This window comes from Streptomyces sp. HD (assembly GCF_028369295.1).
In the GTDB taxonomy this organism is placed as follows: domain Bacteria; phylum Actinomycetota; class Actinomycetes; order Streptomycetales; family Streptomycetaceae; genus Streptomyces.
Window position 1 is genome coordinate 47,725 of the sequence record NZ_JAQMYP010000021.1, and the last position, 13,619, is coordinate 61,343.

Annotated in this window: 10 protein-coding genes; 1 reads left to right on the plus strand and 9 read right to left on the minus strand. The window is 69.3% G+C overall.

The genetic code is table 11. The features are described from left to right. Positions 1 to 50: 50 nt before the first annotated feature. The 9 genes from secG to uvrC all read right to left on the minus strand — a co-directional run bounded on the left by secG (position 51) and on the right by uvrC (position 12,050). On the minus strand, positions 51 to 281 hold the full coding sequence (gene secG / locus POF73_RS21225; protein WP_272117916.1) for a preprotein translocase subunit SecG: 231 nt from the start codon (positions 279 to 281) through the stop codon (positions 51 to 53). A gap of 102 nt (positions 282 to 383) precedes the next feature. Beyond that, positions 384 to 1,160 carry a triose-phosphate isomerase gene (gene tpiA, locus POF73_RS21230; protein ID WP_272117744.1) on the minus strand — a complete coding sequence of 259 codons (777 nt, stop codon included), beginning with the start codon at positions 1,158 to 1,160 and terminating at the stop codon, positions 384 to 386. A 6-nt stretch (positions 1,161 to 1,166) separates the two neighbouring features. Beyond that, the gene (locus POF73_RS21235) at positions 1,167 to 2,378 is read right to left on the minus strand and encodes a phosphoglycerate kinase (RefSeq protein WP_272117746.1); all 1,212 of its coding nucleotides are present in this window, start codon (positions 2,376 to 2,378) and stop codon (positions 1,167 to 1,169) included. 153 nt (positions 2,379 to 2,531) lie between these two features. Then, positions 2,532 to 3,542 (minus strand): type I glyceraldehyde-3-phosphate dehydrogenase, encoded by a 1,011-nt coding sequence (gene gap, locus POF73_RS21240; protein WP_062719178.1) that lies wholly within the window; start codon positions 3,540 to 3,542, stop codon positions 2,532 to 2,534. 229 nt (positions 3,543 to 3,771) lie between these two features. Next, the gene (locus POF73_RS21245; RefSeq protein WP_272117751.1) at positions 3,772 to 6,726 is read right to left on the minus strand and encodes a M14 family metallopeptidase; all 2,955 of its coding nucleotides are present in this window, start codon (positions 6,724 to 6,726) and stop codon (positions 3,772 to 3,774) included. Positions 6,727 to 6,875: 149 nt separating this feature from the next. Next, positions 6,876 to 7,865 (minus strand): DNA-binding protein WhiA, encoded by a 990-nt coding sequence (gene whiA, locus POF73_RS21250; protein ID WP_190070616.1) that lies wholly within the window; start codon positions 7,863 to 7,865, stop codon positions 6,876 to 6,878. After that, on the minus strand, positions 7,856 to 8,923 hold the full coding sequence (locus tag POF73_RS21255) for a gluconeogenesis factor YvcK family protein (protein ID WP_272117757.1): 1,068 nt from the start codon (positions 8,921 to 8,923) through the stop codon (positions 7,856 to 7,858). Before POF73_RS21255 ends, whiA begins: the two co-directional genes overlap by 10 nt. Beyond that, positions 8,920 to 9,936, minus strand: coding sequence for an RNase adapter RapZ (gene rapZ, locus POF73_RS21260; protein ID WP_272117759.1), 1,017 nt, complete (start codon positions 9,934 to 9,936; stop codon positions 8,920 to 8,922). The genes POF73_RS21255 and rapZ overlap by 4 nt, the downstream gene beginning before the upstream one ends. Continuing rightward, on the minus strand, positions 9,933 to 12,050 hold the full coding sequence (gene uvrC / locus POF73_RS21265; RefSeq protein ID WP_272117761.1) for an excinuclease ABC subunit UvrC: 2,118 nt from the start codon (positions 12,048 to 12,050) through the stop codon (positions 9,933 to 9,935). The genes rapZ and uvrC overlap by 4 nt, the downstream gene beginning before the upstream one ends. A 601-nt stretch (positions 12,051 to 12,651) precedes the next feature. Between uvrC and POF73_RS21270 the strand changes: the two genes are divergently transcribed. Next, a complete protein-coding gene (locus POF73_RS21270; RefSeq protein ID WP_272117763.1) occupies positions 12,652 to 13,608 on the plus strand; it encodes a hypothetical protein in 957 nt (318 codons plus the stop codon). Positions 13,609 to 13,619: the final 11 nt, after the last annotated feature.

Genomic DNA, 13,619 nt, shown 5'->3' on the forward strand with positions numbered 1-13,619 from the left:
GTGGAATGCGGGCGGAATAGGCCCGCCGGTCTGCTTCCGACCTGGTCAGGTCAGTTGTTGACCTTCGTCAGGATGCCGAGTACGACAATGCACGCGAACCACAGCAGACCGACAACGATGGTGATCCGGTCGAGGTTGCGCTCTGCGACCGAGGAGCCACCGACGGACGACTGCATGCCGCCACCGAACATGTCGGAGAGGCCGCCGCCCTTCCCCTTGTGCATCAGCACCAGCAGCATCATCAGCCCGCTGAAGACGATCAGGGCGATCGAGAACCCCATAACCACGGCTGGACCAACTTCCTCGGATCTGGATGGACGACAGGGGCACAGCCTCAGGGCTGTGCCCCCGCAAGGGTACGACGTATCGCCGCTACCGCATACTCACTGGTCGCGGAAGCGCACGATCTTGACGAACTCGTCGGCGTCCAGTGAGGCACCGCCGACCAGGGCGCCGTCGATGTCGGCCTGCGCCATGATCTCGGCGACGTTGCCCGACTTCACGGAGCCGCCGTACTGGATGCGGATCTTGTCGGCCACGTCCTGCGAGTACAGCTCGGCGAGCTTGCCGCGGATGGCGGCGCAGACCTCCTGGGCGTCCTCGGCGCCGCAGACCTTGCCCGTGCCGATGGCCCAGACGGGCTCGTAGGCGATCACGATGGTCTCGGCCTGCTCGGCCGGGAGGCCCTTCAGACCGCCCTCGACCTGGGCGAGCGTGTGCGGGACGGCGTTGCCGGCCTCGCGGACGTCGAGCTCCTCGCCGACGCACATGATCGGGGTGAGGCCGTGCTTGTAGGCGGCCTTGACCTTGGCGTTGACGATCTCGTCGGTCTCGGCGTGGTACTGGCGGCGCTCGGAGTGGCCGATCGCCACGTAGGTGCACTTCAGCTTGGCCAGCATCGAGCCGGAGATCTCGCCGGTGTAGGCACCGGAGTCCTGGGCCGAGATGTCCTGGGCGCCGTACTTGATCTTCAGCTTGTCGCCGTCGACCAGGGTCTGTACGGAGCGCAGGTCGGTGAAGGGCGGCAGGACGGCGACCTCGACGGCCTCGTAGTCCTTGTCGGCCAGGGCGAAGGCGAGCTTCTGGACGTGGGCGATGGCCTCAAGGTGGTTGAGGTTCATCTTCCAGTTGCCCGCCATCAGCGGCGTGCGCGTGCTCATAAAGGGTCAGTCCTCCAGTGCGGCGAGGCCGGGGAGCGTCTTGCCCTCAAGGTATTCGAGGGAGGCGCCGCCACCGGTCGAGATGTGGCCGAATGCCTTCTCGTCGAAGCCCAGGGTGCGGACGGCCGCGGCGGAGTCGCCGCCACCGACCACGGTGAAGCCCTTGGAGTCGACGAGGGCCTGGGCGACCGCCTTGGTGCCCTCGGCGTAGTCGGGGTGCTCGAAGACGCCCATGGGGCCGTTCCAGAAGACGGTGGCGGCGTCGGCGAGCTTCGAGGCGTACAGCTTGCGGGTCTCCGGACCGATGTCCAGGCCCTCCTGGTCGGCGGGGATGGCGTCCGCGGCGACGGTCGTGGGGTTGGCCGGGGCCTTGGTCTTCAGGTCCGGGAACTCGGTGGAGACCAGGACGTCGACCGGCAGGACGATCTCGACGCCGTTCTTCTCGGCGCGCTCCAGGTACTCCGTGACGGCCGGGATCTGGTCCGCCTGGAGGAGGGAGATGCCGACCTCGTGGCCCTTGGCCTTGAGGAAGGTGTACGCCATGCCGCCGCCGATGAGCAGCCGGTCGGCCTTGCCGAGCAGCTGGTCGATGACGGCGAGCTTGTCGGACACCTTGGCGCCACCGAGAGCGACGACGTACGGCCGCTTGACGTCGTCGGTGAGCTTCTTCAGGACGCCGACCTCGGTGGCGATGAGGTGGCCGGCGTAGTGCGGCAGACGGGCCGGGAGGTCGTACACCGAGGCGTGCTTGCGGTGCACCGCGCCGAAGCCGTCTCCGACGTAGACGTCCGCGAGGGCCGCGAGCCGGTCGGCGAAGGCGCCGCGCTCGGCGTCGTCCTTGCTGGTCTCGCCGGCGTTGAAGCGGAGGTTCTCGATGACCGCGACCTGGCCGTCGGTGAGGCCGGCGACCGTGGCCGTGGCGGACTCGCCGACCGTGTCGGTCGCAAACGCCACTTCGGCGCCGAGGAGTTCACCGAGGCGCGCGGCGGCGGATGCCAGGGAGAAGGCCGGGTCCGGGGCGCCCTTGGGGCGGCCCAGGTGGGAGGCGACGAGCACGCGGGCGCCCGCCTCGGCGAGGGCCTTGACGGTGGGCAGCACGGCGCGGATACGGCCGTCGTCGGTGATCGTGGTGCCGTCCAGCGGCACGTTCAGGTCGGCGCGGACGAAGACCCGCTTGCCTGCGACGCCTTCGGAGAGAAGTTCGTCGATCGTCTTCATGAAGGGGACTCCTGAGGAGGGCTCGTGATCGCTCTTGATCGCTCGAAAGCGCTCGTGATCCAACAGGTCTGTTCTGCACGCGCGTCAGGGCTCGGGCGGCGCGTCCCTGCGCCGCCCGAGCCCTGACTCACATCAATGCGCCTGCTCTGGATATCAGAGCTGGTTGCCGACGAAGACCGTGAGGTCGACGAGGCGGTTGGAGTAGCCCCACTCGTTGTCGTACCAGCCGAGGATCTTCACCGAGTTGCCCTCCTGGACCATGGTCAGGGAGGAGTCGAAGGTGCAGGAGGCCGGGTCGCTGACGATGTCCGAGGAGACGATCGGGTCCTCGGTGTACGACAGGTAGCCCGCGAGGTCGCCGTCCTCGGACGCCTTCTTGAACGCGGCGTTGACCTCGTCCTTGGTGACCTCGCGCTGCAGCTGCACGACCAGGTCGGTGGCCGAGCCGGTCGGGACCGGGACGCGCATGGCGATGCCGTCCAACTTGCCCTTGAGCTGCGGGAGGACCAGGGCGGTCGCCTTGGCGGCGCCGGTGGTGGTCGGGATGATGTTCTCGGCCGCGGCGCGGGCGCGACGCAGGTCCGAGTGCGGGAAGTCCAGGATGCGCTGGTCGTTGGTGTACGCGTGGACCGTCGTCATCAGACCCTTGACGATGCCGAAGTTCTCGTCGAGGACCTTGGCCATCGGCGCCACACAGTTGGTGGTGCAGGAGGCGTTCGAGATGACGTGGTGGTTGGCCGCGTCGTACTTGTCCTGGTTGACGCCCATCACGATGGTGATGTCCTCGTCCTTGGCCGGAGCCGAGATGAGGACCTTCTTGGCGCCGCCGGCGAGGTGCTTGGCGGCGTCGGCCTTCTTGGTGAAGATGCCCGTCGACTCGATGACGATGTCGACGCCCAGCTCGCCCCACGGGATGTCGGCGGGGTTGCGCTCGGAAAGGACCTTGATGGTGTGACCGTCGACGGTGATGGTGTCGGCAGTGTGCGACACCTCGGCCTTGAGACGGCCCAGAATCGTGTCGTACTTCAGCAGGTGGGCAGTGGTTGCGGTGTCACCCAGGTCGTTGACAGCCACGATCTCGATGTCAGCGCCCTGCTCCAGCAGCGCGCGGAAGTAGTTGCGACCGATACGACCGAAGCCGTTGATGCCTACGCGGATCGTCACGAACCGATCTCCTCGTTGGTACGCCGGCCATGCGGTGCCGGCGAGCTCTATTTGGGATGTCCCCGACCGCCTACGACCCTACCTCTCTGTGGCCGCCGTGGTGACATCCAGATGCCTCATACACGGCACGGCGGTCCGTACCCGCCAGTAGGGGTACGGACCGCCCGGCCCGGAGGCCTGGATCACTCGATTCGGTCACGCTGTGTCGCGTGTTGTTGACCTCGGCGTGTCAGTCCTCAAGTGAGGTGAGGGCCTTTCCGATGAGCGCCGTACGGTCGGCCGCCGCGGTGACGTGTTCCAGGCCGAAGCCCAGCAGCACGGTGTCGTCCGTGGTGATCGCTCCATAGGTCTGGAACAGCGTTCCGGTACGTGCCCAGTCCTTGAGGACGGCCGGGCTGCCCGCGGGCGGTCCGGTCACCTTCCAGGCGCCGAGCGACGTCTCGAAACCCTCGGTCTCGGTGGCCGTGCCGCCGACGACGAGCGCGGCCTGATCGGCGAGGACGCCGCGTCCACCGAAGCCCGGGTCGGAGACATAGCTGATCGAGATCTCCACCGACTTGCCCGCGTACGCGCTCAGGTCGAACTCGACCTGCTTCCAACCCGCGGAAGCACCGGTGAGGGCGTTCCACTGACCGCTGGTGCCGGACGCGGTGCAGCCTGCGGCCGACTGCGTCAGGTAGTGCTTGAGCCAGGGGTGTTCGGCCATGTAGAAGCCGGCCTCGCACTCCGCCGGCACGGTGTTGCTGCCGGCACCGTTCTTCTCGGGGAGTGTCGTCCAGTCCTCGGCCCCGGTGCTGTGGGCCTCGATCAGGACGTTGTCGTAGCCGGGCTCGACGTCCCACAGCAACTGGGTGCGCAGGGTCGGCTGCTGCGCCGCGGTCACACCGGTGAGGTCGACGGTCCTGGTGAGCCGCTTGTAGGCGTCGTCGGTGTGCACGGCGGCCACCATCCAGGAGCCCGCGTAGGGACCGTACGGGTTGACCGTTCCGGCGAACTGACCCGCGCCCGCGCTGGCGAACTGCGGGTACTTGTCGACGGCCAGCTGGTCCGAGGTGACGCTGTAACTCCCGGCCTTGTCGAGCGGGTTGCCGGTGGCGTCACCGAGCGCTCCGGTGAAGCCGCCGAGCTTGCCGGAGCCGGTGAAGCCGGTGGCGCCGGGCAGTGACGTACGGGAGTAGGCGCCCAGGTAGTACTGGCTGAAGTCGTTCGACAGGGTGCCGCCGCCGAGGTCCACGTTGCCGCCGGCCTGCTCACCCGCCTCCATCAGCTTGCCGCCCTCGTTGAGGAAGGCGCGCAGCTGGAGCTGGGTGGCGTTGCCCGGGACGTTCGCGCCCGTGTAGTGGACGACGGTGTCGAAGTGGCTCAGCACACCGAGCGCGTCGGGCGCGCCCTGAGCGGCGACGTCCCAGACGATCGCCCTGCGGCCGTTCGCCTTGAGCGCGTCGACGTACTTCTGCGCGTGCGTGGCGGTGGCGCCTTCCTCGGCGACCACGAGGACGTCCGCGCGCGGCCGCTGCGTCACGGTGTAGGTGAAGTGCTCGCTGGAGACGGGCTTTCCGCTCCTCGTCTCGCCGGTGAACCACACCTCGACCTTGTCGCCCGGGTCGCCGTCGGCGACCTTGGCGCGGTACTGGTCGAAGTGGAGGTTGTCCGCACCGCCGTACGTCTCGCCGCCCTTCCATGGCCGGAGCGCCATGTCCTCGGTACGGCCACCGTTGACGCGGTACTTGAGCTCCTTGTCGCGCACGGACTTCCGTACGACGACGGAGACCTTCTGGTCCGCGCCGCGGGAGTACGACGTGGTGAACGGCGCCGGCGTGAAGTCGGCGGCCTTCAGACCGACCGACGACGACGGCTGGTCCGGGTGTGCGGCGGTCTCGGCGACGGAGAGCGCGAACGGGATGTTCTTGGCGAACTCCTGCTGGATCAGCTTCTCGTCGTCCGGGAAGTTGAACACCGACTGGCAGTCGGCCGCGTTCCACTGGTCGTTCGGGTCGATGTTCGACGCGGTCTGGCAGGTCGACATCTCGGGCGTGAACATCGCGATGCCGTTGACGTTGCCCGCGTGTCCGTCGGCCTCGCCGTTGGTGGTGTACAGCTCCGAGGAGACCTGCGGGTGGTAGCCCGGGATCGCGGGGTTGTCCGGCGTGCCGGCGAGCGCCTTGTAGAGGACGTCGTCCGGCGTGTTGGTGGCGACCTGCCAGCCGACGCCGTAGAGGATGAGCTCGGCCGCGGAGTGGTAGTTGATGCCGTAGTCGAATCCGATACGGCGTTCGAAGGCGTCCAGTGCCTTGGTCTCGGGCTCGGAGGCCGGGGACGCGCCGCGGTAGGTCTCGCTGGTGGGGTTGGGCGACGAACCCTCGTCGTCGTAGCCCCACTTGTAGGCGAAGTTGCGGTTGAGGTCGACGCCGTCACCGGTGCTGATGGCTCCGTCGCCGTTGATGTCACGCAGGTTCTTGCGCCACAGACGGGTGCTGGAGTCCTTGAAGGTGTAGTCGTAGCCGTCGGGGTTGGCCGACAGGACAAACCACAGCTCGGTGGAGTCGACGATCTTCTTGACGCGCTTGTCCGTCTTGTAGTTGTCCAGGTAGTAGTGCATCAGACGCCGGGTCATCTCCGGCGTGATCCACTCGCGCGCGTGCTGGTTGGAGACGTACAGGACGGAGCGCTTGGCGCCGTCCTTCGTCTTCTTGGCGTTCTTGGTGAGCTTGAGGGCCAGGATGTCCTGGCCGCCGACGGTCTTGCCGATGGAGACGACCTTGGTGAGGTCCGGGTTCTCCTGCCCGGTCCGGACGATCTCCTCCTTGAGCCCCCCACTTCCGCTGTACGGGCGGTACACGCCCTCCGCGGCCTTCTCCGTACGGGCCTCCGCCTTGGCGGAGAGATCATGCTCGGTGAGCTGGACACCCTGCTTCTCAAGCTTCGCGGCCTGTTTGTCCGTGAGGTAGACCTCGACGGTGGCCTTGCCCTTCTCGGGTGCCTGCTCACTGAGTTCATGGCCGTCCTGGCCGGCCGCCAGCAGCAGGGGTACCTGCTTCTTGGTGACCTCGGCGCGGAAGACCTTGACTTCGTTCGGGTCGGTTCCTTGTGAACTTCCCGGTTGTGCCTGGGCGATGGGTGCAATACTCGCTCCGCCTATCAGGAGCGCACCGGCAGCGAGGATCGATCTCGCTCTGGGTCTCATGTACCCCCCTAGCAGTGTTTCGCCACAGTGACGAATGACTGCCAGGCTCATGCCACTTCACTGCCCAGTCAAGAGTGTCGCAAAGACACACAAAGCCGGTGCCGAATCCCAAGTGGGCGTCGGCACCGGCGTGTTGGCGATCCGTCACCTCACCCCGCGAGGTTGTCCGCCAGTTCCTCGCTGAGGTTTGCCTCCGTGCCCGGGATGCCGAGGTCCTGGGCCCGCTTGTCGGCCATGGCCAGCAGCCTGCGGATACGGCCGGCGACGGCGTCCTTGGTCAGCGGCGGGTCGGCGAGCGCGCCCAGCTCTTCGAGGGAGGCCTGCTTGTGCTCCATACGCAGCCGTCCGGCGGCCGCGAGGTGCTCGGGGACCTCCTCGCCGAGGATCTCCAGGGCGCGCTGGACCCGGGCGCCGGCGGCGACGGCCGCGCGGGCCGAGCGGCGCAGGTTGGCGTCGTCGAAGTTGGCCAGCCGGTTCGCCGTGGCACGCACCTCGCGGCGCATCCGGCGCTCCTCCCAGGCCAGCACCGACTCGTGCGCGCCGAGCCGGGTGAGCAGGGCGCCGATCGCGTCGCCGTCCCGGACGACCACGCGGTCCACGCCACGTACCTCGCGGGCCTTGGCGGCGATCGACAGCCGGCGGGCGGCGCCGACCAGGGCGAGCGCGGCCTCGGGGCCCGGGCAGGTCACCTCCAGGGAGGACGAACGGCCGGGTTCGGTGAGCGAGCCGTGCGCCAGGAAGGCGCCGCGCCAGGCGGCCTCGGCGTCGCAGGTGGCCCCCGAGACCACCTGCGGGGGCAGGCCGCGGATCGGGCGGCCCCGCCCGTCGACCAGGCCGGTCTGGCGGGCCAGCTGGTCACCGCCCGCGACCACGCGCACGACGTAGCGCGAGCCGCGGCGCAGTCCGCCGGGCGCCATCACGATCAGCTCGGAGCTGTGGCCGAAGATCTCCAGGATGTCCCGCTTGAGCCGACGGGCCGCCATCGCGGTGTCCAGCTCCGCCTCGATCACGATCCGTCCGCTCACCAGGTGGAGGCCGCCGGCGAACCGCAGAATGGCGGAGACCTCCGCCTTTCTGCAGCAGGTCCGGGTGACGGGAAGCCGGGAGATCTCATCCTTCACCGCTGCCGTCATCGCCATGGGCCGATCCTTCCATGCATCCGAAAAATACGGTCGTACGCGGCGGCGAGGAGCTCCGGGTCGTGCCGGGGCGTCCCATCCGTCCGGGCCACCGGGGCCAGCTCGACCGCGGCACCGAGCCGCTTTGCGGCCTCGGTGAGCACATCCCGGTCGGGCACGGCGGCCTCGTCGGCCAGCACCACGTCCAGGGCGAGTTTAGGGGCGTGTCGTCCCAAAACCTCCAAATGACGCTGCGGAGAGAAGCCTTCGGTTTCTCCGGGCTGCGGCGCGAGGTTCAGCGAGAGTACCCGGCGCGCCTTCGTCTCGGTCAGGGCGTCCAGGAGATCCGGCACCAGCAGGTGCGGGATGACCGAGGAGAACCAGGAGCCCGGGCCGAGCACCACCCAGTCCGCGTCCCGGACGGCGGCGACGGCCTCCGGCACGGCCGGCGGGTCGTGCGGTACGACGTGCACCGACTGCACCTCACCGGGGGTGAGGGCGACGGTGGCCTGGCCGCGGACGGTGTCGACGTCCTCGGGCCGGTCCGGGTCGTGCCCCTTGACCAGGGCCTGCAGCTCCAGCGGTACGGCGGACATGGGCAGCACCCGTCCGTGCGCGCCGAGGAGCTTGCCGACCAGGTCGAGGGCCTGGACGTGGTCGCCTAGCTGCTCCCACAGGGCGACGATCAGCAGGTTGCCGACCGCGTGGTCGTGCAGGTCGCCCTTGGAGTGGAAGCGGTGCTGGATGACGCGGGACCAGGTCTGGCCCCAGTCGTCGTCGCCGCACAGCGCGGCCAGCGCCTTGCGCAGGTCGCCGGGCGGCAGCACGCCCAGCTCGTCACGCAGGCGCCCGCTGGAGCCGCCGTCGTCGGCCACGGTGACGACGGCAGTGAGGTCGCCGGTGATCCGGCGCAGCGCGGCGAGCGAGGCGGACAGACCCATGCCGCCGCCGAGGGCGACGACCTTGGGCTGGGTGCCCCGGCGGCGCGGTCTGGCGCCGCGGGCCTCGGTGGGCCGGGCGGCGCGCGACTCGGGCACCGCGCGGCGCAGCCTGCCCAGCCGCGGAGTACGTCCCGTCATTCCCGTCCCATGTCCCGGTGCACGACCACCGTCTCCACGCCCTGGGAGGCAAGGCGCGCTGCGAGCTTCTCGGATGTGGCGACCGAGCGGTGCTTGCCGCCGGTGCAGCCGACCGCGATCGTCACATATCGCTTGCCCTCCCGACGGTATCCGGCCGCGATCAGCTGGAGCAGCTCGGAGTAGCGGTCGATGAACTCCTTCGCGCCGGGCTGGTTGAAGACGTACGCCGAGACCTCTTCGTTCAGGCCGGTGAAGGGGCGCAGCTCCGGGACCCAGTGCGGGTTGGGCAGGAAGCGCATGTCCACGACCAGGTCGGCGTCGACCGGGAGGCCGTACTTGAAGCCGAAGGACATGACGGTGGCCCGCAGCTCGGGCTCCTCCTCGCCGGCGAACTGGGCGTCCATCTTGGCCCGCAGCTCGTGCACGTTCAGGCTGGAGGTGTCGATCACCAGGTCGGCGTCCCCGCGCAGCTCACGCAGCAGCTCGCGCTCGGCCGCGATGCCGTCGACGATACGGCCGTCGCCCTGGAGGGGGTGCGGGCGGCGCACCGACTCGAAGCGGCGCACCAGGGCGTCGTCGGAGGACTCCAGGAACACGACCCTGCGGGTCACGCCCCGGGTGTCGAGGTCGGAGAGGGACTCGCGGAGGTTGTCGAAGAAGCGCCGGCCGCGGACGTCCACGACCACCGCGATCCGCGCCACATTGCCCTGGGAGCGGGCGCCGAGCTCCACCATGGTGGGGATCAGCGCGGGCGGCAGATTGTCGACCACGAACCAGCCGAGGTCCTCCAGACACTTGGCCGCCGTGGAGCGGCCGGCCCCGGACATGCCGGAGATGATCACCAGCTCGGGGATGGCCGCGTCGGGGACCCCGGCTGTCTCGATACCCGTACTCACCTGTTCTCCGTCTTTCTGGAGTTCGTCCTGCTGGGTGAGATCCTCGCCGTTGTTCTTGTGCGTTTCCTGGGCTTGCTGATCTCGCTCGGCTGTGGGCTCTGTCTCGTGCTCGCTCATCTCTCCTGCCCCCGTCGTTCGTCCGGGGCGCCCGCGGACACGGGCTCCCCCGAGGTCTCCGCCGTCGTCTCGGATTCCTCGTCTTCCATGATCTCTCCAGTCGCCGTGTTCACGGCGGGTGCGGCCGGGGCCGCCTGGGCGAAGGCCGCGGCGATCGTCTCGGCCGTCTTGCGACCTATGCCGGGCACCTCGCAGATCTGGTCGATGGTCGCCGATCGCAGCTTCTTCACCGAACCGAAGTGCTTGATCAGCGCCTGCTTGCGAGTCTCACCGAGGCCGGGGACGTCGTCCAACGGGCTCGACCGGAAACGCTTGGCGCGCTTGGTGCGCTGGTAGGTGATCGCGAAGCGGTGGGCCTCGTCCCGCACGCGCTGGAGGAGGTAGAGGCCCTCGCTGGTGCGGGGCAGGACGACCGGGTCGTCCTCACCGGGCAGCCAGACCTCTTCCAGACGCTTGGCCAGGCCGCAGACGGCGATGTCGTCGATGCCGAGCTCGTCCAGGGCCCGCTGGGCGGCCGCGACCTGCGGCTGTCCGCCGTCGACGACGACGAGCTGCGGGGGGTAGGCGAAGCGCTTGGGGCGGCCCTCGTCGTCCTTGAGGCCGTTCGCGAGGGGGGCGGAGGAGGTGTCGGTCAGGGGGTCGGCGGAGGTGAGGGCGCTGTCGTCGCCGGAGGGCTCAAGGCTGTTCTCGCCGTCGGCCCACTCACCCGTCTTCTCCTTCTCGGCGAGGTAGCGCCTGAAGCGACGGGTGATCACCTCGTGCATGGAGCGGACGTCGTCCTGGCCCTCGAAGCCCTTGATCTGGAAGCGGCGGTACTCGCTCTTGCGCTGCAGCCCGTCCTCGAAGACGACCATGGAGGCCACGACGTCGTCGCCCTGGAGGTGCGAGATGTCGTAGCACTCGATCCGGAGCGGGGCGCTGTCCAGGTCGAGGGCGTCGGCGATCTCCTCCAGGGCACGCGAGCGCGTGGTCAGGTCGGAGGCGCGCTTGGTCTTGTGCAGGACGAGCGCCTGCTGGGCGTTGCGCTCCACGGTCTCCATGAGGGCGCGCTTGTCACCGCGCTGGGGGATGCGCAGCGAGACATTGGAGCCACGGCGCCCCGACAGCCACTCCTGCACGGGCTCCAGCGGGTCGGGCAGGGCCGGGACGAGGACCTCCTTGGGCACGGCGTCCCCGGTCTCCTCGCCGTAGAGCTGCTGCAGGGCGTGCTCGACGAGGGCGCCGGTGGTGATCTCCTCGACCTTGTCGGTGACCCAGCCGCGCTGGCCGCGCACCCGGCCGCCGCGGACGTGGAAGATCTGCACGGCCGCCTCCAGCTCGTCCTCGGCGACCGCGACGAGATCGGCGTCGGTGGCGTCGGCCAGCACGACCGCGTTCTTCTCCATGGCCTTCTTCAGGGCCTCGATGTCGTCGCGCAGGCGAGCGGCCCGCTCGTACTCCATCTCCTCGGCCGACTCCATCATCTGCTTCTCCAGGCGGCGCAGATAGGTGCCCGTGCGGCCGGTCATGAAGTCGCAGAACTCCTCGGCCAGTTCACGGTGCTCCTCGGCGGAGACGCGGTCCACGCAGGGGGCGGAGCACTTGCCGATGTAGCCGAGCAGGCAGGGGCGGCCGGTGCGGGAGGCGTTCTTGAAGACGCCGGCCGAGCAGGTGCGGACGGGGAAGACGCGCAGGAGGAGGTCGACGGTGTCACGGATGGCCCACGCGTGCGCGTACGGCCCGAAATACCTGACGCCCTTCTTCTTGTGACCGCGCATCACCTGTACGCGCGGGTACTCCTCGTTCATCGTCACCGCGAGGTACGGGTAGCTCTTGTCGTCGCGGTATTTGACGTTGAACCGGGGGTCGTACTCCTTGATCCAGGAGTACTCCAGCTGCAGGGCCTCGACCTCTGTGGACACCACGGTCCACTCCACGGACGCGGCCGTGGTGACCATCGTGCGGGTGCGCGGATGGAGGCCCGCCAGGTCCTGGAAGTAGTTCGCCAGGCGCTGGCGCAGGCTCTTCGCCTTTCCGACGTAGATCACCCTGCGGTGCTCGTCACGGAACCTGTACACCCCGGGAGAGTCCGGGATCTGTCCCGGCTGGGGGCGGTAGCTGGAGGGGTCGGCCATGTCTCACACCCTACTGGCGCCCGCTGACAGTCCGGCGAGGCTGTGGACAACGCGCGTCCACTGTCAGCATGCCTCCCGGAATCCGAGAACGGCCAGGACACGGCGGTGATCGCTTGGCCACCGCTCCGGGAGTCGGCGTTCGGCCGGGCTGCGAGGCCGGTCCCGCGCACCGGGGTGTCGGCCGTCAGCGTGAGCGGGCCCGGCTCCCCCCGTCGGGCTCATTCGCCCTTCCTCGCCGGTGATCATTCCGGCCTCCGCGTAGATCACGAGCCGGGCCGGGTGAGCCCCGGCGTCGTCATGGCACCGGCCTTGATCAACGCGGGCCACCAGGGCAGTGCTGTGCCTCAGCGGCAACACCGGGGGTGGGCACGGTGGCTTGAGGCAGCCCGGCGTTCGACGCATCGCGACTCGGCCAGGCCGCGCCGCTGTTGGACATCAGGTGTTGTCGGGACTTGGTCAACACGCTTCAATGCGGGGGAACTCGGGGCCGTGAACGACGGCGTACGGATGTGACGACCCCTGCCCTGCCGACGGGGTGGCCCCGACGAGCCGCGCGAACGGTCCGACCAACCGTTGTGAACAACCACAGAAAGGCCCCTGCATGCCGCACGCCACTCAGCACGCGGACATCCCTGCCGTCGCCACCGCGGAACTGGACACGGCCCTGCGAGGCGGCCCCTTCCACGTCGCCCTGCGCGCCGCGATAGCCGCCCGGGGACTGCCGCTGCAGCGCGTGCAGCACCATTTGTCCCGTCGTGGCGTGAAGGTCGGAGTCACCAGCCTGAGCTACTGGCAGCAGGGAGCGCGCCGGCCGCAGCGCCCCGAGTCGCTGCGTGCGGTACGGGCGCTGGAGGAGATACTCCAGCTGCCGGAGGAGTCCCTGATCCGGCTGCTCGCCGAGGCCGACGGCCACTCCGCCCTCCAGCGGCCCGCGGCCCGCTCCTACCGTTCCCTGGTCGAGGCCTCGGGCGTCCTGGATCAGCTGCTGGCCGAGCTGGGCTGTCCGGTCGACGGCGGCGTGCACACCCTGGCCCACCACGAACGGGTGCGGATCGGGGCGCGCCGTGAGCTGGCGGGACGCGAGTCGCACCACATCGTGCGTGCGCACAAGGACGGCGTGGACCGTTTCGTGGCCGTCCATCACGGCGACCCGGGGTGCGCACCGGAGCGCATGACGGTGCAGGCCCTGGAGAACTGCCGCACGGGACGGGTCCGTTGGCACCAGGGCTCCGGTGTCCTCGTGGCCGAGCTGCTCTTCGGCACACGCCTGCGGGCCGGCGACACCTACCTCTTCCGGTACGGCGTCGAGGACGGCACGGCCGAAGTGTCCCGCGAGTACGCCCGGGGCTTCCCTCTCGCGGGCGGTCAGTACGCCCTCCAGGTCCACTTCGCCGAGAACGCCCTCCCGGTCCGCTGCCATCGGTTCGCCCAGCACTCGGCGGCAGCGCCCCGCAGCGGACGGCAGGGGCTGGCCCTCAGCGGGCTGCACCGCTCGGTCCACCTCGTCGAGCCACGGGTGCGGACGGGGATCGTGGGCATCGGGTGGGAGTGGGAGTGAGGGGCCCCTTC